Raw genomic sequence first — 23,307 nt, 5'->3', positions numbered from 1 at the left:
GGCGTGTCCGGCAAACCCTAGGCGATGCAAGCAGTCGGGGAAAGTCATAAGACGGGGTGGGGCGAATGGGCGAGGCAGCCGAAACAAAAGCCGGTCAGAAAAAGCGACCGCGCCGGCAGGCTCTGTTCGGGGCCTTATTGGCATTACAGCGTGGTTTTGCGGCGATTTGGGCCTCTGTCCTGGATGAATGTTCACGAGCAATCAAGGTGATACGGCAAAAAGGCCCGAGCCAATTCCAATTTTGGCTGATCGCAGTTGTGATCGGGATATCCGCCGGCGCCGCCTCCGTCGGATTTCGCGGCGCGATCAATGCGTTACAGGGATTCTTTTATGATGTCGATGACATCGACCATTTACATAGTTTTGCGCGGACGCTGCCATGGTATTGGATTGTTGCGCTGCCAATAACCGGCGGGCTGGCGGTTGGCGTGATCTTGCATCTCTTTACGCCGGACGGGCGGGTGCGCGCGGTCTCTGACGTGGTTGAGGGCGCGGCTTTGAATGACGGCCGGGTGGAAATCCGCGCTGGATTGGCTTCGGCTCTGGCCTCTCTGATTACGCTGTCCACGGGCGGGTCGACCGGGCGCGAGGGGCCGGTTGTGCATTTGGCGGGGGTGATCTCCACATGGGTGTCGGACCGCATTCACGCCAATGGCATCACGGGGCGCGATTTGCTCGGATGTGCCGTCGCGGCCGCCGTCTCGGCCAGCTTCAACGCCCCGATCGCAGGGGCATTGTTCGCGCTTGAAGTGGTGTTGCGGCATTTCGCAATGCATGCCTTTGCGCCGATTGTGATTGCCTCGGTGGCGGGCACGGTGGTCAGCCGGATCAGCTTTGGCGATGTGCCGGAATTCTCTTTGCCCCTTGCCAACCAATTGGAATTCTATGTGGAGCTGCCGGCGTTTTTGATGTTGGGGGCGATTTGCGGATTGGTCGCGACGGCCATGATGCGGGCGGTTCTATTTGCCGAGAACACCGCCGATGCAGTCCAAAAGCGCAGCGGCTTGCCACGATGGTTGCGGCCGGCGGTTTCGGGGGCGGTGTTGGGCGTCATGGCGATCGGGTCTCCACACATTATCGGGGTCGGATATGAAACCACCTCGGCGGCGCTCAAGGGGCAGATCGGATTGCGCGATGCAATGGTCTTCGCGGTGATCAAAGCCGTGGCCGTGGCGGTGACCATGGCAGGCCGCATGGGCGGCGGTGTGTTCTCGCCTTCGCTGATGATGGGGGCGCTGACCGGGTTGGCCTTTGGATTAATCGCCACACCGATGTTCCCCGAGGTGTCCGGCTCGCATACGCTTTATGCTCTGGCGGGGATGGGGGCCGTGGCGGCGGCGGTTTTGGGGGCGCCGATCTCCACCACGCTGATTGTGTTTGAATTGACCGGCGACTGGCAAACCGGCCTGGCGGTGATGGTGGCGGTGTCGATCTCGACCGCTTTGGCTTCGCGTTTGGTGCACCGGTCGTTTTTCTTGACGCAACTGGAGCGTCGCGGGATCCATCTGGCGGCGGGACCGCAGGCCTATCTGTTGGCGCTGCACCGGGTTGCCAAGGTGATGCGCCCGGTGGGGGACACGCGGATGCCGGATGAGGACCGGTGTTGGGAGATGATCCGCGATGGCATTTACATTGATGGCAATGCCACGTTGGAGGCCGCCATGCCGATTTTCGACAAAAGTGGCGTGGCGTTCATTCCGGTGGTGACATTGGGCGGCGACACCGATGCGCCGGAGCTTCGGGGCGCGCTCTTTCACGTGGACGCGTTGAAAACGTTCAACCGCGCCCTGGCGGCGAAAGCGGCGGAGGAACATTCATAGACGGCCAGTCAGCCGTGCCGGCGACGGATACCTTCGGGCAGGGCGCACCCGTTGCGGGCGCTTTGCCTAAAACCCTTCGACGGTGACCAGATCGGTGGCATAGAACGCCAGATGGTCCTTGATCCGTGCAACCTCTTCATTGGGCGCCTCATAGCTCCATGCGGCATTGTCGAGGGTCTGGCTTTTGGTGACGATGGAGTAGTAATTCGCATCGCCTTTATGCGGGCAGGTGGTCGTGTGGTCGGTGCGGTCCAAAAATGCCATGGCGATATCGCTGCGCGGGAAGTAGATTACAGCCGGGTAATCGCCTTCGGTCAATTCGAGCGCCGCGCGACTTTCGCCCAAGACGGCCCCGCCTGCGCGTACGGTCCAAGTGCCTTCGGCTTTGCGAATGGTGATGTTTGTCATTTATCGTCCTCCCCAATTGGTTTCATCTGTCTTGCCCGCCAGATGTGACAGGCATATGTCCATCCGCAAAAGGCGCAGAATTGCGCTTGGCGGGTGAAATCATCATTAAGATGGTGCGTCGCGCTCCGGGCTTATCCAAGCGGCTCGGTCGCGCCGGCCAACCATAGAGCAGCTTTGCCCGATAGCCGAGACCCGATTTTATCGCGGCACGCAGCGTGATAGGCATCGATCCACGCGATTTCGCCCTTGTCGAGCAAATCAAGGGCGATCAAACGCCGGTCAATCGGCACAAAGGTCAGCGTGTCGAAGTCATACATCTCGCGGTGGGCATCGCCGCCCGCAAGGGGCGCGGCTTCGCGCACCACGATCAGGTTTTCGATGCGAATGCCAAAGGCCCCGGGGCGGTAATATCCCGGCTCGTTCGACAGGATCATACCGGGGCGCAGCGTCACATCGCCCGCGCGGCTCAACCGTTGCGGCCCCTCATGCACACAAAGATAGACGCCAACCCCATGGCCCGTGCCGTGATCATAATCCTGCCCCGCTGCCCATAATGGCGCCCGCGCCAAAGCATCCAGATCCCGACCCTTGAGGCCTTTTGGGAACCGCGCGCGGCTTATGGCAATCATGCCTTTTAGAACGCGGGTGAAGGCGGATTTTTCCTCCGCACCGATGTCTTCGGCGGACCCGACGGGCAGGGTGCGGGTGATGTCGGTGGTGCCATCTTCATATTGCCCGCCGCTGTCCAGAACCACCAGATCGCCGCGTTTCAGCGGGCGGTTGGTTGCCTCTGTGACGCGGTAATGAATGACCGCGCCATTCGGGCCAGTGCCGCAAATGGTATCGAAACTGATGTCGCGCAGGGCATGGGTATCACGCCGCTTTTGCTCCAACGCTTTGACCAGATCAATTTCGGTCAGGCCTTGGGGGTCTTGTGCGTCATACCATGCGAGGAATTCGCACACCGCCGCGCCATCGCGCAGATGCGCCTCAACGGTGGCGGCGATTTCGGCGCTGGTCTTGCTGGCTTTGGGCAAGACGCATGGATCGCTGCCCCAAACATGCGCAACGCCTGCCTCGGTGAGTGCCTGCTCCACCGCAACCGGCGCGCTGGCGCGGTCCAATCGCACCGGCGCCGTGAGGCTGCGCAGGGCGGGCAAAAACGATTGGGGCGGGCGGATTGTGATCTCTGCGCCCAGATGGGTGATGACCTCGGGGGTGATCTTTTCATCGGCGCAAAACAAGGTCAGGTGGCCATTGGCGTGCAAGATTGCAAAGGCATGCGGCACCGGATTGCGCGGGATATCCGCGCCGCGAATGTTCAAGAGCCACGCGATGCTATCGGGCAGGGTGATCACCGCCGATGCATGACCCGCAGCGGCCAGCTCGGCACCAAGACGGGCACGCTTGTCCGAGGAGCTTTCGCCTGCGAGGGCTTCGGGATAGGTCGAAATCTTTCCCATTGGCGGGCCGGGTTGATCGGGCCATATTTGATCAACAAGGTTTTCACAGGGGCCAAGGCTGATGCCGGTTCCGTCCAAGGCCTCTGTCGCGCGGGCGATTTCGGCGCGGGTATGAAGCCATGGATCAAAACCGATGTTGCCGCCTTCGGGGCAGGATGCGATCAACCAATCGGCAAGCCCGGTTTCAGGCCAATGCACCGGGGTGAAAGCCGTCAAATCAACTTGATCACGGACCTGTTCGCGGTAGCGTCCGTCGATGAAAACACCGGCGGCGTTTTGCAGTGCGGCGCAAAATCCGGCCGATCCGGTAAAGCCGGTCAGCCATGCCAAACGGTCATCACGCGGGGCGACATATTCGCCTTGATGCGCATCGCTGCGCGGGATCACGAACCCCGCCAGTCCGGCGCGTGTCATCGCCGCGCGCAAGGCGGCCAATCGTGGCGGGCCTTGCTCTGGGCGGGCGGGGCTGTCGAAGCTTTGATACATCAACCGGCCTTGCGCCCTCTGGATTTCATGCCCAGAACCCGCGCCCGTTTGCGCGGGTCCGTGTCGAAGAGCGAGGCCAGCTGCTCGGTCATCGCACCGGCCAATTGTTCCACATCGGTGATGGTAACGGCGCGGTCGTAATAGCGTGTGACATCATGTCCGATGCCGATCGCCAAAAGTTCGACCATCTTGCGTTTTTCCACCATGGCAATCACATCGCGCAGGTGTTTTTCCAAATAATTCGCGGGGTTCACGGACAAGGTTGAATCGTCCACCGGCGCGCCATCCGAAATCACCATCAAGATTTTACGCGCCTCGGGCCGTGCGGCCATGCGCCGGTGCGCCCATTCAAGCGCCTCGCCGTCGATGTTTTCCTTCAAAAGCCCCTCTTTCATCATCAATCCCAAATTGGGCCGCGTCCGGCGCCATGGCGCATCGGCGGATTTATAGATGATGTGGCGCAGATCATTGAGGCGGCCCGGTTGTTGCGGGCGCCCATCGGCGAGCCATTTTTCGCGGGCCTGCCCACCTTTCCACGCGCGGGTGGTGAAGCCGAGGATCTCGACCTTGACGTTGCAACGTTCCAACGTGCGGGCCAGAATGTCGGCGCAAATCGCTGCGATGGAAATCGGGCGGCCCCGCATCGAGCCGGAGTTATCCAGCAAGAGGGTCACGACGGTATCGCGAAATTCGGTGTCGTGTTCGATTTTGAACGACAAGGGCGTGGTCGGGTTGGCGACCACACGCGCCAAACGCCCCGCATCCAAAATCCCTTCTTCAAGGTCAAATTCCCACGAGCGGTTTTGTTGCGCCTGCAGCCGGCGTTGCAGTTTATTTGCCAACCGCGACACCGCACCTTTCAGCGGTTCCAACTGTTGATCGAGATAAGTGCGCAGGCGTTCCAATTCGATCGGTTCGGCCAAATCTTCGGCGGCGATTTCCTCATCGTGGTCCGACAGGTACACCTGATAATTCGGGTCGGCGTCCGATACCGGTTGCGGCGCGGGGGGCTCTATCGGGGCCTCGCCTTCGGGCAATTCGGTCTCGTCGCCCATTTCCTCATCGGCCAGATCATCCATCGACACCTGCGCCGAGGCGCTGTCTTGTTGTTCTTCTTGCGACTGCTCGGGCGAGGCTTCGGCATCGTCGTCTTGGTCGTCCTGATCGCCGGCGCTGTCAGGGTCTTGCTCTTCTTCTTGATCTTCTTCGGCGCTGTCGTCTTGGTCCTCGTCGTTCTGGTCAGGGTCTTCGCCCAGTTGGTCCCCGTAGCCCAATTGTTCAATGATGCGCCGCGAGAACACCGCAAAGTCGGATTGATTTGAAAGCTTGTCTTGCAAATCGCCGAGCGTGCCGGCGGCCTGTTCTTCGATGAAACCCCGCCACAAATCCATGACGTTTTGCGCGCCATCGGGCAGGGGGCGGCCGGTTGCCAGATGGCGTACCAGATATCCGGCGGCCACAGACAATGGCGCATCTTGGGCCGATGTGACCTCGCCATAGCCAAGCCGTTTGGCATCCGCGTCGATTTTCGCGTCGATATTGGATGCGGTGCCGGGCATGTCGCGCGCACCCATCGCCTCGCAGCGGGCGGTTTCCATTGCCTCGTAAAGGTCGCGCGCCATATCGCCGGGGGGGGCATATTTGGCATGGGTGTCGGCATCGTGATAGCGGCGTTGCATCGCCAGTGCGTCTGCCGTGCCGCGCGCCAAGAGCACCTCGTCGCGGGTCATCCGGCGGCTGACTTGCGGCAAGCGCATCGCATCGCCGGACATGCCCGATGGATCGACCGAATAGCTGACCGTCATTTCGGCGTCATCGGCCATGACCTTGGTCGCCTCGGCGAGGGCTTTTTTAAACGGATCGGCGGGGTTGTCTATGGGCTTGCTCATGGCATTGGTAAATCATTCCTGCCCGCTTGCGGCAAGAGGTTGGCGCGCCGCACAGGGTAAAAACCTTGCGGCGGCGCCGTAGAGTTGTGCGGATATTTTGCGCAGACCATGGCAGCAAGGCCCGCGTTTGGCATCACATCTCGGGGGAATGCCCCCGCTTTTGGGGTGTGGAGGGCTTCGGGTCGGTTTAGACGGCGACCGAGGCGGCGCTTTCGGGCAGTTCCTCGTCAAAGCAGCGTTGGTAGAATTCCGCCACGGTTTGGCGTTCCAATTCGTCGCATTTGTTGAGGAAGGTCAGCCGGAAGGCATAGCCGATATTGCGGAAAATCTCGGCGTTTTGCGCCCATGCAATCACCGAACGCGGCGACATCACGGTGGACAGATCGCCATTCATAAACGCCGTGCGGGTCAGGTCGGCCACGGTGACCATCTGGCTGATCTGCTTGCGGCCTTTTTCGGTGTTGTAATGCGGGTTCTTGGCCAGAACGATCGCGGTTTCGGCGTCATGGCTCAGGTAGTTCAGGGTCGCAACCAAAGACCAACGGTCCATTTGACCTTGGTTGATCTGTTGGGTGCCGTGATAAAGCCCCGTGGTGTCGCCAAGGCCGACAGTGTTGGAGGTGGCGAAAATCCGGAAATGCGGGTTCGGGGTGATGACTTTGTTCTGGTCGAGCAAGGTCAACTTGCCGTCCACTTCAAGCACCCGTTGGATCACGAACATCACATCGGCGCGGCCGGCGTCATATTCATCGAACACGATCGCGGTCGGGTTGCGCAGGGCCCAAGGCAGAATGCCTTCTTGGAATTCGGTGACCTGCACGCCGTCTTTCAATTTGATCGCATCCTTACCGATCAAGTCGATGCGGCTGATGTGGCTGTCGAGGTTGACGCGCACACAGGGCCAATTGAGGCGGGCGGCAACCTGTTCGATATGGGTGGATTTGCCGGTGCCGTGGTACCCTTGGATCATCACGCGGCGGTTATGGGAAAACCCTGCGAGAATCGCCATTGTGGTGTCGGGGTCGAATTTATAGGTCGGGTCGATGTCGGGCACGCGCTCGGTGCGTTCAGCGAAGCCTTTGACAACCATATCCGTATCAAGGCCAAAGACATCGCGCACGGAAATCTCTTCGGTCGGTTTTGCGTTGATGTCGATTGTGCCGTCCGCCATGTGCGAGATCCTTCAATGCCTTAAATGCGTCGTTGCAGGGGCGTGTAAAACCTTCTCCTGCGGGTTGGCTTCGTTGGTGCAATAATTTGCCGCCAAGAGCAAGAGCCGCTGGCCGGAATGCGCATGATATGGTCGCACGATGGTGCAAGGGCGCGGCGTTACCGGCGCGGTGCTTTGTCTGTGGGGCCTCTGCGGGGCACATCGGTGGCCATCGGGACATGCGCTGATCGGCTCTGGCCAAGGGGGGCGGGGCGTGATTACCTGCACCGATGACAACGCGGGCGGATATCGAAGACATGTTGGCACGGGTGGCCATGGGCGACCGCGAGGCCTTTGCGGCGCTGTATCGTGCGACCTCGGCGAAACTTTTTGGCGTCTGTCTACGTGTCTTGATCGAACGGGCGGAAGCCGAAGAAGCCGTGCAGGAGATTTATATCAAAATCTGGCGCAATGCGGATCGCTATGCGGCGGGCGGATATAGCCCGATGACATGGCTTATCACGATTGCCCGTAACCATGCGATTGATCGCCTGCGCAAACGCCGCGCGATGATCATCCGCGGCGAAGCGGGGGGCGGCACCGATGGCGATGGGGGCTCTGTTTTGGACCGTATGGCCGATGATGCCCCCGGTGCCGAAGCGCAGATGATCGCGCAGGGCGACGCGCGGCGGATCACCGGATGTCTTGGTGAGCTGGAGCCGGATCGCTCGGAAGCGGTGCAGCGCGCTTATTTGAGTGGTGAAACCTATGCTGATCTGGCGGCGCATTTCAATGTGCCGCTCAATACAATGCGAACATGGCTGCGCCGCAGTCTTTTGAAACTTAAGGAGTGCCTCAGCCGATGAGCGCCCAAACGCCTCTTTCTGACGACGACCGCGCCTTGGCGGGGGAGTATGTGCTTGGCCTTTTGGACGAGGCCGAGGTGGAGGCGTTCGAGGCGCGGTTGCTGACCGATCCGGCGTTGCGCGATTTGGTCGCTGAATGGGCCGAAGCGGTGGTGCCGATGGCAGATGGCGAAGATGTTCCGCCCCCGGGGACGACATGGCTCAATATCGAGCAAACGCTTTTTGGGAATGAGGCCAAATCTGTTCCCTTTTGGCGCAAGCTGGGGATCGGACAGGCGGTGTTCGGGGCGATGGCCGCCGCCGGCCTTGCCTTTGTGGTGATCAATGGGGGGCTGTTGCAACCCGATGTGCCGCCCCGCAGCCAAGCACCGGTGATGCGTGCCGATCTGGCCGCGCAAATTGCTGCCGAGGATGCCAGCCTTGTGGTGGCGGCGCTTTTTGACAGCCGCACGGGCGAGATGCGGCTCAACGCGGTGGCGGGCGAAATGCCGACCGCGCGGGCGCGTGAATTGTGGGTGATTGCAGGCAATTCCGCCCCGCAATCGCTTGGCCTTTTGGAGGTGTCCGGCGCCACGGTTGTCCATGTGCCTGACGCCCTGCGCGGACAGATGGCCGGCGCAGTTCTGGCGATCTCAGACGAGCCATTGGGCGGATCGCCCACCGGCGCGCCCACCGGCGCCGTTTTGGCCACAGGGCCGGTCACCGCGCTCTAATTCAAAATAAGTTTCAAAAAAAATGCACCCGCTTTGGCGTGGTTTTTTTCATGTTTTATAATCACTTATAAAAATTATGACGCTGCCGTGAGCAGGCGTGTGCCGTTCGTGATGACTGTTTTGAAACTAAGATCGAGGTGGCTCCGTATTTGTTTGTGATCCAGGCCAAAAGGGCTGCGGACATAACCTGACCCAACAAGGACCACTGATATGACCTTTAAGAAAACATTCGCCGCCACTGCTGCTCTTTTGATCGCTGGCACCGCCGCATTTGCCGATGGCCACTCGATGAAAAACCCGATGGTGGGCGGCGCAGAAATGTTCGCAGACAAAAACATCGTTGAAAACGCCGTGAATTCTGCGGATCACACGACCTTGGTGGCTGCGGTTAAAGCGGCGGGCCTTGTCGATACGTTGATGGGCGAAGGCCCCTTCACGGTTTTCGCGCCGACCAACGATGCATTCGCCATGCTGCAAGCAGGCACCGTTGAAACCCTCTTGAAGCCGGAAAACAAAGCCGCGCTGCAAAAAGTTCTGACCTGCCACGTGGTTGCCGCCAATGCGATGTCCGATGCGATCGGCAAAATGATCGCGGATGACGATGGCAAACATGCGGTGCCCACCGTTGGCGGCTGCACCTTGCAGGCCTATATGGACGGCGACAACATCGTTCTTGAAGATGAGCGCGGCCGTAAAGCCACCGTCACCATCGCCGATGTCAAACAGTCGAACGGTGTGATCCACGTCATCGACACGGTGCTTTTGCCCAAAATGTAAGGGCGAACCGGATCGGGGCGGCGCAGTGAGTGTCGTCGCCCCATACCGTCCGATGTTGCACGGCGTTTGACATATTTCTCACGCAGCTGTGCAAAACCGTGGCTTGCCACGGGGCAAGGGGACGGGTCACATCTCCTGAGGGCTCGCCCCTTTGCCACATAGAATTCATATCCGATTTTGGAAGGATACCCGATGGAACGCCGTTCTTTTCTTGTTGCCGCCACTGCCATGGGCACCCTGGGGCTTGGCGGTTTAATGCCGCACCGCTCCATGGCCAAAGACACATTTGAGGTCACCCGCACCACGGCGGAATGGAAGGCGATGCTCAATGATCTGCAATATGCGGTGATGCGCGAAGAGGCGACAGAGCGTGCCGGGACCTCTCCGTTGGACAAAAATTATGCCGATGGCATGTATCATTGCCGTGGATGCGATTTGCCGGTCTATTCTTCCGAAGCAAAATACGACAGCGGCACAGGCTGGCCGAGTTTTTATCAATCCATGCCCGATGCGATCCGCACAAAAGATGACCGGAAGCTTTTCTCGGTGCGCACCGAATGCCATTGCCGCCGCTGCGGCAGCCATTTCGGCCATATCTTCGATGACGGCCCTGAACCCACGGGCAAGCGCCATTGCCTGAACGGCGTCAGTCTTGTGTTCAAAGCCGCGTGAGCGGTCTGGCCCGAGATCCGGCGCGCGCTAATTGATTGGATAAGCTAAGGGGGCTGCGGCCCCCTTTTGCATGTCACTGGTTCAGGAAAGGATAGATCATGATCAAGAAATCAGGCTCCGCCGTTTGGCAAGGCTCTCTCAAAGAGGGCAAGGGCACCGTATCGACCGAAAGCGGTGCGCTTGACGCGCAGCCCTACGGTTTCAACACCCGTTTCGAAGATGGCGTTGGCACCAACCCCGAAGAGTTGGTCGGTGCCGCCCATGCCAGTTGCTTCTCGATGGCGCTGTCCTTGGGGTTGGGAGAGGCGGGGATCACTGCCGCCTCGATCAAGACCACCTCGACCATCTATCTCGATAAGGAGGACGGCGGCTTTGCCGTGCAAAAGGCGCATCTGGAGACGGTGATTGACGCGCCGGACGCAGATGAGGCGGAGGTCTTGAAATTCGCCGAAGCTGCGAAGAAAAACTGCCCGATCTCGAAATTGCTTGCGGTGGATATCACGATGGCAGCCTCTGTCGCCTAGCGCGGCGGCTCATCTGCCAAGACCAAAGCGCCGCCCGAAGGGGGCGGCGCTTTGTGTTTTTGGGGGACGTTGTTTGTGACTATTTGAAGTTACGGCTGTCTTTGAGCTGATCCCAAGCCCAGACGACTTCTTGCAGCTGTTCTTCCTGACTGCGGTCCCCGCCGTTCATATCGGGGTGCAGCACTTTAATCAGCTTTTTGTAGGCTTTGCGCACCTCGGCTTTGGTCCAATGGTCTTTGGCTTCCAAAATATCCACGGCACGTCGTTCGGTGGGGGGCAAACGGCGCGTTCCTGTGATCGACTTCCCCGGATTGCGCGTGGCGTTGTTGCCAAGCACCTGATGCGGGTCCTCGATCCCCAACCGCGCCCATGCGCGTTCTTCGGGGCTGCCCATTGGCTTGGTCGTGCGTTCCCAGACTTTGTCTTTGCTGGCCTGTGCGTTGATCTCGGCCTCTGTGGTTCCATCGAAGAAATTCCACTTGAGATTATATTCGCGCACGTGCTCCTTGCAGAACCACACATAGTCATCGAGCACATCGGGCGCACGCGGCGCGCGATACTTGCCCGGCTCTTCACAGCCCTCTTTGCTGCATACACGTTGCGAGGTTTCGGATGCCCCGGACATCCCCCTGCGTCCACGCGGATTTTTCTTCTTCGCCGAAGATACGGACATATCAAAACCGAAGGGATCTGGTTTGGGCATTGGCTCACCTTTCCGACTCAGGCCGTAGAGTTTAGACTACTGACGCTGGGATAGAAGGGGCATGAGGGAAAATAATGGATAGATCTGCAAAAATTCGCGCAAAGCTGGAACAGGCGTTCGATGCGCAAGTAATTGAAGTATTTGATGAAAGCGAAGCACATCGGGGCCACGCAGGGTATCAGGAAGGCGGGCAGTCACATTTTCGGGTGGTGGTGAAGGCACCGGAATTTGCGCAAATGAATCGTTTGGCCCGTCACCGTGCCGTGCATGGGGCGATCGGGGCCGAGTTGATGGGAGAAATTCACGCTTTGGCCTTGGATCTGTCGGCCTAATCCTGCGACTCTTTGGTGTCCACGGCCCTCCCGATCAGTGCGGCGCGGCGGCGCACGGCGCGGGCCAAAGACGGATCCGGCGGCACCGTGCCTTCGACCCCGTTGTCGGCCCCGTTATCGGCGGGCGCGCCGTCCTGGGCGGTCGGGGCGGGCACCGGTGGATCGGCGGGCTTTGTTTCTACTGCGGCGGGGCTTTGGGCCGCGTGTTCTGACGTGGATATGGGTGCTGTTTCGGATGCGGGCGGGGCGTCAGGCAGCGCAGGTTGCACCTCAGCGGCCTCTTGCGGTGCCGGCGCATCAAGCAACCTCGGCGCAAAGCTCTCGGTCGCGCCGTTTTTGGGGCGGCGAAACACCAAGAGGTTGCGATAATTTACCGTGGTCGAGGTCAGCCCCGAACGCTCCTCGCTGGGCAGGGTTTCGGCGCGTTGAAACTCCCATCCCTGCGCCGCCATCTCATTCATGACGGTTTCAATGGTATGGGCAAAACGCGCTTCGGCGGTTTTTATCCCCTTGGCTTTGCGGCCTTTGGTGGGGGCGGGGATCACGCGGTAGTCATATTGGATCATAATGGTCTCGGTCGCTGGGTCTTGGGAAAATCATATTGCAATGCGCCAAGCTTAGCAGCGCAGTCAGAGTGGGGAAAGGGCGGCGGCGGATGTGGCAGGATCACGGGATTGCACCCAGCCACCCTCCCGTGCCAGACAGAAGAACAGGCCGCGCCAGTCGGCCCATCTGCGCAAGGAGCCTCCATGTTCGATATTCTCGTGCTTGTCGCTGCCGGATTTGTGGCCGGTATTCTCAATGCGGTCGCGGGGGGCGGCACGTTTTTGACCTTTCCGGCCTTGGTCTATGTCGGCTTGCCAGTGGTAACGGCGAATGCCACGGCGACTTTTGCCGCCTTGCCCGGATATCTCGGCAGTGCCTATGCCTTTCGCCGGGAGGTGCAGACCGAGGGGCCGATGGGGTTGAAAGCCATCGTGATCACCGCGGCCATTGGCGGCGTGTTGGGCGGCGGTTTGCTGCTTGTGACATCGAATGATTTGTTCAGCGGTCTGGTGCCGTGGCTGCTTTTTCTGGCGACGGTCTTATTCGGCGCGGGCCCGTGGATTTTGCGGCAATTGAACAAGCGCGGCGCGGGGCAGGCGGGGGTGGGTATTTCCACCGCTGCGGTCTTCGCGGTCAGCCTCTACGGCGGCTATTTCAACGGCGGGTTGGGCATCATCTTGCTCGCCACATTCGGGATGCTGGGATACGTCAACATCCATGGAATGAACGGGATCAAAACCCTGCTTTCGGCGGTGATTTCGGTGGTGGCGACGGTGGCTTTTATCGCGGCCGGATTGATCGCATGGCAGGAGGCGGCGGTGATGATGGTGTCCTCCGCTGCGGGGGGATATGTCGGCGCACAGGCGGCGCGGCGCATCACCCGCACGGATCTTTTGCGGTGGGGCATCGTCGCAATCGGGGCTGCGACGACATTGATTTTCTTTTTGAAATAGGGAGTTGCCCCTATTTGCGGCGCACCCGCATCAATTGGTCGACGTGATCGGGGCGCGGCATGTCCTTTTGCGCGGTATAGAGCGCCTCAATGCGGGCAAAAATATCCGGCGGGAAGGGCGCGACGCGCGGACCGGAGCGGTCAATATGCAGGCAGATGCCTTCACCGGTCGCGGAAACCCAACCGTCCTCATGGATCAATTCCATACAGTAGTGGAAACTTTTTTCCGTGATTTCAAGCAATTGAAAGCTGGTGCGGGTTTTGTCCCCCAGATGCAATTCGCGCAAATACCGAATGCGGAATTCGGCCGCATAGGTCGTCATCTGGCGTTTCTTGACATAATCGCGTGTGATGCCGAACTCGTCGAACATCGCATCGCAGCCGTGATCGAAGAGCACACTGTAATAGGCCATGTTGAGGTGATCGTTCACGTCGATCCACTCGGGTTTGATGTCGGTCCATGGCGAAAGATAGGCTTTGGTCACACGCGCTCTCCTCTGAGGTTGAGCGCATATGTGAGCAGAGCTGGCGGGCGCATGCAAGCCAAGAGGCTGCGCCCGCCGGTGTTATTTAGGACTTGCGGCGGCGCAGCACGCCAAAACCGGTCAAACCGGCCAACAAGAGCGGCAGACCCGCAGGCAGCGGCACCGCAGGGGTGATTTCCGCAACGCTATAGGCGAAATTATCGATGCCGATATTCCAATCGGTGCCCCATTGGAAATAGCCCGTGCCGGTGATTGCAACGCCGGGCGTCATGGTGACCGCCGCGCCGGTGTGGCCCGTAACATCGCTGCTCCAGACAAGACCCCAAGCCGCATCATAGATCCGGAAACTGGCGTCGCGGGCTGTGGAGCCATCAAAATAGTTCCCAAAATCAAAGCTGTCGAAGGTCAGCTCATATCCGGCGTCGATCCCAAATGCGAGTTGTCCAACGCGGCCGCTGGCGCTGGGGAAGGCAATATCGGTGAGGCCGCTGTAATTATTGGTCCAGTGCTCGAGGTGGCTTTCATAAACACCGGCGCTTCCAAACCCGTATAGGGTGTCATTGGTCACATCCACATGGGTGCTGTCCCCGAGGGTATCGTCGAACGCGGTATAATCGCCGGCCACGTCGTCAAAGGTCATGACAACGGTTTCGGCAAGGGCAGGGGTGGCAGCGTAAAGCGCCAGAACAGAAGCAAAAATGGCCTTCATCAGGGTAATCCTTTCAAATTATAGAGGCCCAAGGCAGCTTGGGCAGAAAACAGGGTGGTTTAGTCAAAATGGATCCTGTGTTGAATGGCACACAAAATAGTCGAAATTTAAGACGTTTTCAAATAAATTCACAACGGCGAGACCCGTAACCCCCGCCCTGCCGCAGTAAACGGCAAAGGCGGCGGCGCAGTTCAGGGGCCGGTGCGCCGGTCTTTAGGTCAGGGGGCCAATTTCGCCGCGACCAATTCGTTGACCACCTTGGGGTTGGCTTTGCCGCCGGTGGCTTTCATCACCTGACCGACAAACCAACCGGCCAGCTTGGGATTGGCTTTTGCCTTCTCGACCTGATCGGGGTTGGCGGCGATGATCTCGTCCACTGCGGTCTCGATCGCGCCGGTATCGGTGACCTGTTTCATGCCGCGCGCGTCCACGATCTGCGCCGGATCGCCGCCTTCGGTATAGACAATCTCGAACAGGTCTTTGGCGATTTTCCCCGAAATGTCGCCCGCCTTGATCAGGGCCACGATGCCGCCCAGTTGCGCAGGCGACACAGGGCAATCTTCGATGTCCTTGTCGTCCTTTTTCAGACGGCCAAACAGCTCGTTGATCACCCAGTTCGCGGAGAGCTTGCCATCCTTGCCGGTGGCGACCACTTCTTCGAAATAATCGGCGTTAACCGTATCGGCGGTCAACACGCCCGCGTCATATTCTGACAGGCCCAAAACTTTGACAAACCGCGCTTTTTTCTCGTCGGGCAGCTCGGGCAAGGTCTTGGCGATCTCATCCACCCAATCCTGTTCAATCTCCAACGGGAGCAGATCGGGGTCGGGGAAGTAGCGGTAATCATGCGCTTCTTCCTTGGAGCGCTGTGTGCGTGTCTCGCCGCGATCCGGGTCAAAGCCGCGGGTTTCCTGATCGACTTCACCGCCCCCTTCGAGAATGGCGATCTGGCGCCGCGCCTCGACCTCAATGGCCTGTTGAATGAAACGGGTGGAGTTCATGTTCTTGATCTCGCACCGCGTGCCCAGATGCGAAAAATCCTGCGTTTCTTGATATTTCTCATACTGCCCCGGACGGCAGACGGACACGTTCACATCGGCACGCAGGTTCCCGCTTTGCATGTCGCCATCACATGTGCCGAGATAGCGCAAGATCTGACGCAGTTTCAGCATATAGGCGGCGGCTTCTTCGGGGCCGCGAATATCGGGGCGCGAGACGATCTCCATAAGGGCAACGCCCGCGCGGTTCAGGTCCACGAAAGAGCTATTGGGATCCATGTCGTGGATCGACTTGCCGGCGTCTTGTTCAAGGTGGATGCGTTCAATGCGCACACGGCGCGCGACGCCCGGCCCCATATCCACGATGACTTCGCCTTCGCCCACGATGGGGTGGTAGAGCTGGCTGATCTGATAGCCTGCGGGCTGGTCGGGGTAGAAATAGTTCTTGCGGTCAAAGGCGGAGAACAGGTTGATATCCGCCTTGAGGCCGAGGCCGGTGCGCACGGCCTGCTCGACGCAGTAATTGTTGATCACCGGCAACATGCCCGGCATGGCGGCATCGACGAAGGCCACATTGGAATTCGGCTCTGCGCCGAATTTTGTCGACGCGCCGGAAAACAGTTTGGCATTGGACGAGACCTGCGCGTGGATCTCCATCCCGATGACCAATTCCCAATCGTGTTTTGCACCGGCGATCACTTTGGGTTTCGGGGTTTCAAAGGTCAGATCGAGCATGAGGGTCTCCTTTGCGCGCAGGCTTTGCCGCGTTTTATGGCAGCGGCGATACGGGGGCAAGAGGGTGCAGCGATCAAAGCACGCCATGAGCGGGCGCTTTCGGGGCCGCATGCACAAAGATCAAGAAACAGGCAAAGCAGGTGGATATATGCGCCTGCATGCCGATGGTGGCGGCGTCAGGGTAAACGTTAAGGTTTTGTTAATTATCCCGCCTTACCCATGGTCAATCAGCAAGCGAGCACCCCATGACCTTAGAGCATACTCCGATACCCCGTGCCGGGCGAACCGAACTCGACCTCTTGACGGCATTGGGATTGATCGATGCACCGCGTGATCCAGCCATGGATGCATTGACGCGTCTGGCATGCGATTTATTGGATGTGCCGATTGCGATGATCAGCTTCTTCGACGATCATCAGGCGCGGCAATATATCAAAAGCCAACACGGGTTTCCCGTTGATTTGGCCGGAACTGTCGACATCCCTTACACGCATTCCGCCTGTATCCATATGAAGGGCGGCGATGCGCCCTTGGTTGTATCGAACGCGCAGGATGATGATCGGATCAAGGACAACCCGGTGGTCAACGCGCATGGGCTTCGTGCCTATCTGGGTGTGCCGGTCTATGCCCCGGGAGGGGCAATTTGGGGATCATTTTGTGTGCTCGACGGGGTACCGCGTGATTGGAACGCCGACGATGAGCGCAAAATCACCGACCTCGCACTTTGTGTCAGCCGCGAAGTGGCGTTGCTCGCGGGGCATTTGGACGGGCAAGAGGCCCAAGCCGAGACCCAGCAAATGCAAGCGGGGCTCAAGGATCAGGCCGAGGCGCAAGAGCGGATCATGCGGTCATTTATGCGCGCCGGTCAAAGTATCGAGGAACGGTTTGCCGTGTTGTTGCGCGATGGGGCGCAGGTACTGGGGATGGAGAGCGGGCGCATTGCCCGCGTTTGCGCGGAAAACGCCGATATTCTTGCCAGTTTTGATCATGGGGTCCTGTCGGAGGCCGGGCAGCGCGCCGCCGCCGATTCGCCTGTGGGGGTGGAGGGCACCTATGCCGCGCAGTTGCTCACCGGGCAGGATCGGTTGGTCTTGCCCGATTGTACGGCGCAGCCGCTTGCGCGCCGCACCTGTCTTGGCGGAACTGTGGCGGGACGTTACCTTGGTGCGCCGCTCGCGGTCGAAGGGGTGAGCTTTGGTGTGCTTGAATTCACCGGTGCCGCGCCCCGGCCGGACGGGTGGCGTAAAACCGAACTGGCATTGTTTGATTACATCACCGTGGTGGCCATGGCACATTTGGAAATCTTCAAACACATCAAGAAATTGCGCGCGTCAGAAGCCGCAATCGTTTCGACGCTCCTTGATCAACGTGAAGCGGCGCGGCGGGCCGCCGTGGCACCCTCAAATAAGGGCGGGGCCGAGGCGTCCTAACCGCTTTCACCGTGGCCTGTGCTGTGAACGGGACAGAACGGGACAGGGTGGCGTCGTCGCCGCGCGTCCGTGGTGTATGGGCGGCGGTGTCTATGCGCCACTGTTCTTCCTACGCGGGTTTGTCCAGCCGCCGCAACCCGCGCGGGGTAAAGGCGATTATCGTGCCGTCCAGCAACTCTTGCTCGAACACTTTTGCGATCCATGCCTTTGCAGTTTCTTCGCCGCAGATGCGCAAGGCCTCATGGCTGGGCAGGGGATGGGGCAGGTTCGGTCCCGCCGTGGCGCCCGCCCAGACCAGCGGATGCAACTCCCGTAAAAAATCGGTGCAGATCCACTCCAAGGCACCGTGAATTTCGGCGCGGGCGGCGCGGGCATTGTCATCAAGCCGGACCTGTCGGTCCAATGGGGCCATGGTGACGGCGCTGAAGGCGGCCAGAGCGTTGACCACATGCTGATCTGTCGACCGCTCCAAAATGTCATGCACCCCGTCGAGGAAAAACTCTACATCCAGAGTGCTGGCTGCCTCTGGATCCACGGCGAGCGCATCGAGGTAGACCCAAGTATAGGCCCCTGCACCCCAGATATCGCCGGTTCGGGCGGCGGTGCGGCGGGCCTCCAATTCTAATTGACCACGGCGGCCGAACCACCGGGGCAGAAGGTGATTTCCCATGGCACGCATCGGTTGCGGGTTGGCCGGATCGAGATTGATCAAGGCTTCATAGGTGTCGGCGACATGGTCCTGCGGGCGTGGTTTGGCCGCCAAAAGTGCACAGTGCGCCGCCGCCAGTGAGGGCGTGTTCGCCGCGAGGGGCTCAAAGGGTTCCAAAATGCGGGCGGCGCGTTGAAAATGGGCGCAAAATGCCGCGCGCCCAAAGGGGGCGACCTCTTCACGCCACCCGCTGCCGCGAAACGCCCAACCGATGTCGATATGGGCATGGGCGACGATCAACGCGATGGCGTAATCCTCTGGCATGTCTTGCAAAACCTCTTCGAGCGCGGTCAAGCCAAGCATCGAGGGGGCGGCCCCGTCGGCCAAGGCTTCGTTGATTCCGCAGACCACATCGCCGCGCGCACCGGTCGCCAAAAGATCCGCCACCGGCACGCCGGCCGAGGTGCGCGCGCGGCTGTTGTCGGCCTCGGCGATGGCGGCGCTCAGATCCGACCATCGCTCCTGACGCGCGAGAAACCGGCCCCGGTCTTCATGTGCGGCGCGTTGGGTTTCTTCGGCGGTTTTCGGACGCGCCGGCAGCAAAAGTTGTGCGGAGATCTGCTCGGGCGATAGCGGACTGGCGTCGGCCGCGTGATCGCCGAGAGGATTGGCCAAGCGGGCGGCGCGGCGCAGACGTTGGGGGAACGCGTTTAGAACGGCGTGAAGAACGGGAGTCAGCACAGGCATGACAGACCTTATTCGAGGCGCACAGGCCGGATTGGCACAGGCGGGCATTTGCGGTTTCATACGGGCAAGGCCGCATGGAGTTCGCTAAAATTGCCACTGAATATGGGCCAAAGCGTGTCCGCTCTGCGCAGATATAGGGGTATTCCCGCGCTGCTTTTGCGCCGGGGATGGGGCCAAGCTGTGCCGCATTGCAAAGTTTTGGGCGGTTTGACGGCGAAAAGGCCGGTTTCGCCGCCTGCGGGCCGCAAGCATTACTCAAAGATGAATTTCACGCCGGCGCTGCGCATTTTGCCCCTGCGCCGGCCGCCGCCTGTGCGGGGGCAGGGCAGGGGCATACCTATGCGGTGGGTCAGATGCTCAGGATGCGGCCAACCATTTCGCTTGTGTCGGGCGACAGGCCGTCCGTCGCGGCGATCCGTTCCAATGCCGCGCGCGCCAAGGTCTGGCGATCGGCATCATACCGCGTCCAGGTGGAAAAGGCCGACATCATCCGCGCCGTGGTTTGCGGATTGACCGGATCCAGCGCGATAAGATGGTCGGCCAAAAGCGCATACCCTGCGCCCGATGCGTGGTGGAAACCGCCGTGATGCCCCGCGAGCGCGCCAAAGACCGCGCGGAAGCGGTTCGGGTTTTTCGCATTGAAGTCCGCATGATGGGTCATACGCGCGGCGGCCTCGGCGGTTTCTTCCGGCGCGGTAAAGGCAATTTGCGCCGCGAACCATTTGTCGATTACAAGGCGGTCGTGTTTCCATTGCTGATAGAATGCGGCATTCTCATCACCGCCAAAATCTTGCGACAGCAGCGCACAAAGCGCGCCATATTGTTGGGTCATGTTGTCGGCCCCGGCATATTGCGCGGCGGCGGTTTTGCCCCCGTCAAGACGGGTGATCATGCCCAGCATCCGCGCTTGCAATGCGCGCTTGCCCGCCGCATCGGCATCGGGGCTATAGGGGGCGGGCGTGTCCATTTCCGCATAGAGGCGCGGCGCGGTATTGCCGAAATGCTCGGCAATGGTTTGGGCGACGGTTTCGGCCACATCGTAAATCGTTTGCGGATCCGGCGTGGTGCCGTTTGCGTGCAGCGCCTGCGCGATGTCCTCTTGCGCGGGCGGTTGCAACATCAAGGCGCGGTAGGCGGGATCGAGGCTGTCGTCGCGGGCAATGTCCAACAGCGCATCGAGGTAGGCGCTGTCCGGCGCGCCGCCGCTGCGGGCCATATCCATACGCAATTGCCGCGCGATTTCCGCGCCGGCTTCCCAGCGGTTGAACGGGTCGGTGTCATGGGCAAGCAGAAAGGCGCGCTCTTCTGCGCTGCTGTCACGTTCAAGGATCACAGGCGCGGAAAAGCCGCGCAGGATCGACGGGATCGGCCGCGCGCCAAGACCTTCGAAGGTAAAGCTTTGCTCGGTCTCGGTCATTTCCAAAACCGTGGTGGAGTGCACCTCGTCGCCGTTGGGCGACAACAGGCCAACAGCAATGGGTATGACGCGCGGCGGTTTGACATCCTGCCCCGGGGTGGGCGGTGTTTGTTGTTTGAACGTAAGGGTATAGGTGCCGTCATTGAAGTCTTCGCAGACGGAAACGCGCGGGGTGCCGGCATCGGAATACCAGCGTTTGAATTGGCTCAAATCGCGCCCTGTCGTGTCTTCGAAGACCTTGAGCCAATCCTCGATCGTCGCCGCTTCGCCGTCATGGCGGGCGAAATACAGATCCAGCGCTTTGGCATAGGCGTCATCGCCCACCAGTGTTTTGAGCATCCCGATCAATTCCGCGCCTTTCTCATAGACGGTCGCGGTATAGAAGTTATTGATTTCCTGAAAGCTTTCGGGGCGCACCGGATGGGCCAACGGGCCGCCGTCTTCGCGGAACTGCCGTGCGCGCAGGTCGATCACATCGCCAATGCGTTTGACCGGACCCGACCGCATATCTGACGTGAACTGGCTATCGCGATACACCGTCAGCCCTTCTTTGAGGCACAGTTGGAACCAATCGCGGCATGTGATCCGGTTGCCGGTCCAATTGTGAAAATACTCATGGGCGATGATGGCCTCGATGCGTTCGAAATTGGCATCGGTGGAGGTCTCTGGCGAGGCGAGGACACAAGAAGAGTTGAAAATATTCAACCCCTTGTTCTCCATAGCACCCATATTGAAGTCATCCACTGCAACAATGTTGAAAATGTCCAAGTCGTATTCGCGGCCATAGGCCGTCTCGTCCCAACGCATCGAGGCTTTGAGCGCCTCCATTCCAAAGGCGCATTTGTCCTCGTCGCCGGGGCGCACATAGATGTTCAATGCCACATCCTTGCCGGACATGGTGGTGAAACGGTCCGGATGGGCAATGAGATCCCCCGCCACCAGCGCGAACAAATACGCGGGTTTTGGCCAGGGGTCATGCCATTCTGCAAATCCCGTGCCGCTGCCGGTTGGATTGCCATTCGACAGCAGAACCGGTAAATCGCCTTCGATGCGCACGGAAAACACGCTCATCACGTCGGGGCGGTCGGGATAATAGGTGATCTTGCGAAACCCTTGGGCTTCGCATTGAGTGCAATACATGCCGCTCGACATATAAAGCCCTTCCAGCGCGGTGTTGTCTTCGGGGGCGATTTCGACCTCGGCCTCGAACAAAAACGGCGCGTCAGGCACCTCACAAGACAGGCCCTTATCCGTCACATGCGGGGTGATATCGACCCCGTCGATCTTGGCCCAAATCAGTTTAAGCTCTTCTCCTTCAAGGAAAAAATCGCGGTTCTCGTGGTCCGGATTTGGCCGGAACTGAATGCGCGAAACGACGCGCGTCGCTTTGGGGGCAAGCCGGAAGGTCAGCGCCACGCTGTCCACCAAATAGGCGGGGGGCGTGTAATCCTTCAGGTAGATTGTCGGATTGGGGTGTGTGGCGCGCGCGTCGAGCATTGCAGAACCTTTCTTGGAACCAGATGTTGCGCCCGACGTTATGTCGATGAAGGGCTGGCTGCAATGGCTTGCCGCACGGGGGGCATTTGCCCGCGTGACCCTCTCAACGAGCGAAGGAGTAATTCCATGTCCGCACCCGATACAAATACGGAAACCCAACATCCCGCCCATAAGACCCCGCTGGCCGGCATCGCGATCGGCGTGGGGGTGGCGGTGGCTTTGCTGATCGCGCTGATGGTGTGGTTGGCCTATAATGGCAATGAGCCGCGCGATGCGTCTGACGGCGCTGCCGCTGTGCAGATTGAAACGCCCACGGGCGGGAGCCTGACGATCACCGGCACGGCTTCGGATTGATCTGGCTGCGATCCTACGCAACACCGCTTGGCCCTCGCGATGCGGGGGCCTTTGCGTGCCGAATGGGCATGTGATGCGTAAATGACGTCGCTGCACATGCGATTGTGCGCGGTTTGCTATTTTCTTAATGGCGTCGGGCGCATAATCTGATCATTGACAGGCAGGCGTGGGGACGAGACATGGCACGACCGATCGTAGGCATTATTGGCAATCATCAACTGGTTGGAGACAGCTATCAGGTCCACGCGGGCGGGGTGATGAACTCCGAAGCCGTGGCCGAAGTCAGCGACGCAATCCCTTTGGTGGTGCCCGCCGACCCGCGATTGGTATCGGTCGAGGAATTGCTTGAAACCTGCGATGGTTTTTTGCTGACGGGGGGGCGGCCCAATGTCCATCCCGAAGAATACGGCGAAGACGCCACGCCGGCGCATGGTGATTTCGACCGATGCCGCGATGCGATCACCTTGCCGCTTGTGCGGGCCTGCGTCGAGCGCGGGCAACCGTTTTTTGGTGTGTGCCGCGGGTTTCAAGAGGTCAATGTCGCCATGGGCGGCACGCTTTATCCCGAAATTCGTGATTTGCCGGGGCGGATGAACCACCGCATGCCGCCCGATGGCACGATCGAGGAAAAATTCGCCCTGCGCCATAAGGTCAGCTTTACGGCCGGGGGTGTGTTTCATGCGCTGATGGGTGCGCCCGAGGTTATGACCAATACGTTGCACGGGCAGGGGATCAAACAGCCGGGCGCGCGGATCGTAATCGACGGTTACGCCCCCGATGGCACCCCCGAGGCGATTTACGTCAAAGACGCGGCGGGGTTCACATTGTCGGTGCAATGGCATCCGGAATACCGCGCGGCGACCGATCCGGTGTCACAACCGCTTTTTGCTGCTTTTGGAGAAGCGGCGCGGGCATGGGCAAACGCCAAACGCCCAATGCCAATGCGGGCCTTGCAAGAGGTGTGAGCCACATTCGCGTTTTCGGT

Annotated in this window: 22 protein-coding genes; 11 read left to right on the top strand and 11 right to left on the bottom strand. The window is 59.9% G+C overall.

Annotated elements, in window-relative coordinates; all coding sequences use genetic code 11:
* The first annotated feature begins 65 nt into the window (after positions 1–65).
* On the top strand, positions 66–1,820 hold the full coding sequence (locus DI396_RS06375; protein WP_110795318.1) for a chloride channel protein: 1,755 nt from the start codon (positions 66–68) through the stop codon (positions 1,818–1,820).
* A gap of 66 nt (positions 1,821–1,886) precedes the next feature.
* On the opposite strand, the gene DI396_RS06370 is transcribed toward DI396_RS06375, so the two are convergent.
* The 4 genes from DI396_RS06370 to cobS all read right to left on the bottom strand — a co-directional run bounded on the left by DI396_RS06370 (position 1,887) and on the right by cobS (position 7,237).
* A complete protein-coding gene (locus tag DI396_RS06370; RefSeq protein WP_110795317.1) occupies positions 1,887–2,228 on the bottom strand; it encodes a DUF427 domain-containing protein in 342 nt (113 codons plus the stop codon).
* 131 nt (positions 2,229–2,359) lie between these two features.
* Complete coding sequence (locus DI396_RS06365; protein ID WP_110795316.1) at positions 2,360–4,177, bottom strand: aminopeptidase P family protein; 1,818 nt, start codon at positions 4,175–4,177, stop codon at positions 2,360–2,362.
* Positions 4,177–6,066, bottom strand: coding sequence for a cobaltochelatase subunit CobT (cobT, locus tag DI396_RS06360; protein WP_110795315.1), 1,890 nt, complete (start codon positions 6,064–6,066; stop codon positions 4,177–4,179). Before cobT ends, DI396_RS06365 begins: the two co-directional genes overlap by 1 nt.
* A gap of 187 nt (positions 6,067–6,253) precedes the next feature.
* On the bottom strand, positions 6,254–7,237 hold the full coding sequence (gene cobS, locus DI396_RS06355; RefSeq protein ID WP_110795314.1) for a cobaltochelatase subunit CobS: 984 nt from the start codon (positions 7,235–7,237) through the stop codon (positions 6,254–6,256).
* Between the two features lie 269 nt (positions 7,238–7,506).
* Between cobS and DI396_RS06350 the strand changes: the two genes are divergently transcribed.
* The 5 genes from DI396_RS06350 (at position 7,507) to DI396_RS06330 (ending at position 10,768) form a co-directional block, all read left to right on the top strand.
* The gene (locus DI396_RS06350; protein WP_110795313.1) at positions 7,507–8,082 is read left to right on the top strand and encodes a sigma-70 family RNA polymerase sigma factor; all 576 of its coding nucleotides are present in this window, start codon (positions 7,507–7,509) and stop codon (positions 8,080–8,082) included.
* Positions 8,079–8,795 (top strand): anti-sigma factor, encoded by a 717-nt coding sequence (locus tag DI396_RS06345; protein ID WP_110795312.1) that lies wholly within the window; start codon positions 8,079–8,081, stop codon positions 8,793–8,795. Before DI396_RS06350 ends, DI396_RS06345 begins: the two co-directional genes overlap by 4 nt.
* A 210-nt stretch (positions 8,796–9,005) precedes the next feature.
* Positions 9,006–9,572 carry a fasciclin domain-containing protein gene (locus DI396_RS06340; RefSeq protein ID WP_204362801.1) on the top strand — a complete coding sequence of 189 codons (567 nt, stop codon included), beginning with the start codon at positions 9,006–9,008 and terminating at the stop codon, positions 9,570–9,572.
* Positions 9,573–9,764: 192 nt separating this feature from the next.
* Positions 9,765–10,244 (top strand): peptide-methionine (R)-S-oxide reductase MsrB, encoded by a 480-nt coding sequence (gene msrB, locus DI396_RS06335; protein WP_110795311.1) that lies wholly within the window; start codon positions 9,765–9,767, stop codon positions 10,242–10,244.
* Positions 10,245–10,342: 98 nt separating this feature from the next.
* A complete protein-coding gene (locus tag DI396_RS06330) occupies positions 10,343–10,768 on the top strand; it encodes an OsmC family protein (RefSeq protein ID WP_110795310.1) in 426 nt (141 codons plus the stop codon).
* Positions 10,769–10,847: 79 nt separating this feature from the next.
* Here the strand turns inward: DI396_RS06330 and DI396_RS06325 are convergent, their stop codons facing one another.
* Positions 10,848–11,471 carry a J domain-containing protein gene (locus DI396_RS06325; protein ID WP_110795309.1) on the bottom strand — a complete coding sequence of 208 codons (624 nt, stop codon included), beginning with the start codon at positions 11,469–11,471 and terminating at the stop codon, positions 10,848–10,850.
* A 74-nt stretch (positions 11,472–11,545) separates the two neighbouring features.
* Here DI396_RS06325 and DI396_RS06320 point away from each other — a divergent pair, with 74 nt between their 5' ends.
* A complete protein-coding gene (locus DI396_RS06320; RefSeq protein WP_110795308.1) occupies positions 11,546–11,803 on the top strand; it encodes a BolA family protein in 258 nt (85 codons plus the stop codon).
* Here the strand turns inward: DI396_RS06320 and DI396_RS06315 are convergent.
* Positions 11,800–12,369 (bottom strand): DUF4177 domain-containing protein, encoded by a 570-nt coding sequence (locus DI396_RS06315; RefSeq protein ID WP_110795307.1) that lies wholly within the window; start codon positions 12,367–12,369, stop codon positions 11,800–11,802. The two genes, DI396_RS06320 and DI396_RS06315, sit on opposite strands and share 4 nt — an antisense overlap.
* Before the next feature lie 183 nt (positions 12,370–12,552).
* Here DI396_RS06315 and DI396_RS06310 point away from each other — a divergent pair, with 183 nt between their 5' ends.
* Positions 12,553–13,302: a sulfite exporter TauE/SafE family protein gene (locus tag DI396_RS06310; RefSeq protein WP_110795306.1), complete on the top strand. Its 750-nt coding sequence runs from the start codon at positions 12,553–12,555 to the stop codon at positions 13,300–13,302.
* Positions 13,303–13,312: 10 nt separating this feature from the next.
* Here the strand turns inward: DI396_RS06310 and DI396_RS06305 are convergent, their stop codons facing one another.
* From DI396_RS06305 to gatB, 3 genes are all read right to left on the bottom strand, one after another.
* Positions 13,313–13,786, bottom strand: coding sequence for a thioesterase family protein (locus DI396_RS06305; RefSeq protein ID WP_235851763.1), 474 nt, complete (start codon positions 13,784–13,786; stop codon positions 13,313–13,315).
* 85 nt (positions 13,787–13,871) lie between these two features.
* A complete protein-coding gene (locus tag DI396_RS06300; protein ID WP_110795305.1) occupies positions 13,872–14,495 on the bottom strand; it encodes a VPLPA-CTERM sorting domain-containing protein in 624 nt (207 codons plus the stop codon).
* 218 nt (positions 14,496–14,713) lie between these two features.
* Positions 14,714–16,228 (bottom strand): Asp-tRNA(Asn)/Glu-tRNA(Gln) amidotransferase subunit GatB, encoded by a 1,515-nt coding sequence (gatB, locus tag DI396_RS06295; RefSeq protein WP_110795408.1) that lies wholly within the window; start codon positions 16,226–16,228, stop codon positions 14,714–14,716.
* Positions 16,229–16,473: 245 nt separating this feature from the next.
* Between gatB and DI396_RS06290 the strand changes: the two genes are divergently transcribed.
* The gene (locus DI396_RS06290) at positions 16,474–17,658 is read left to right on the top strand and encodes a GAF domain-containing protein (protein WP_110795304.1); all 1,185 of its coding nucleotides are present in this window, start codon (positions 16,474–16,476) and stop codon (positions 17,656–17,658) included.
* A gap of 109 nt (positions 17,659–17,767) precedes the next feature.
* Here DI396_RS06290 and DI396_RS06285 read toward each other — a convergent pair whose 3' ends face one another.
* Together DI396_RS06285 and pepN are read right to left on the bottom strand one after the other, a co-directional pair.
* A complete protein-coding gene (locus DI396_RS06285; RefSeq protein WP_110795303.1) occupies positions 17,768–19,054 on the bottom strand; it encodes a hypothetical protein in 1,287 nt (428 codons plus the stop codon).
* Positions 19,055–19,403: 349 nt separating this feature from the next.
* Positions 19,404–21,968, bottom strand: coding sequence for an aminopeptidase N (gene pepN / locus DI396_RS06280; RefSeq protein ID WP_110795302.1), 2,565 nt, complete (start codon positions 21,966–21,968; stop codon positions 19,404–19,406).
* Positions 21,969–22,094: 126 nt separating this feature from the next.
* Between pepN and DI396_RS06275 the strand changes: the two genes are divergently transcribed.
* Together DI396_RS06275 and DI396_RS06270 are read left to right on the top strand one after the other, a co-directional pair.
* Entirely contained in the window at positions 22,095–22,322 is a 228-nt protein-coding gene (locus tag DI396_RS06275; protein ID WP_110795301.1) for a hypothetical protein, read from the top strand.
* Positions 22,323–22,501: 179 nt separating this feature from the next.
* Positions 22,502–23,287: a gamma-glutamyl-gamma-aminobutyrate hydrolase family protein gene (locus DI396_RS06270; RefSeq protein WP_110795300.1), complete on the top strand. Its 786-nt coding sequence runs from the start codon at positions 22,502–22,504 to the stop codon at positions 23,285–23,287.
* Positions 23,288–23,307 lie beyond the last annotated feature (20 nt).

The organism is Litorivita pollutaquae, from assembly GCF_003205515.1.
Lineage (GTDB): Bacteria > Pseudomonadota > Alphaproteobacteria > Rhodobacterales > Rhodobacteraceae > Litorivita > Litorivita pollutaquae.
The sequence above is the reverse complement of the archived record's forward strand: the minus strand, read 5'-3'. Positions and strand labels throughout refer to the sequence as shown.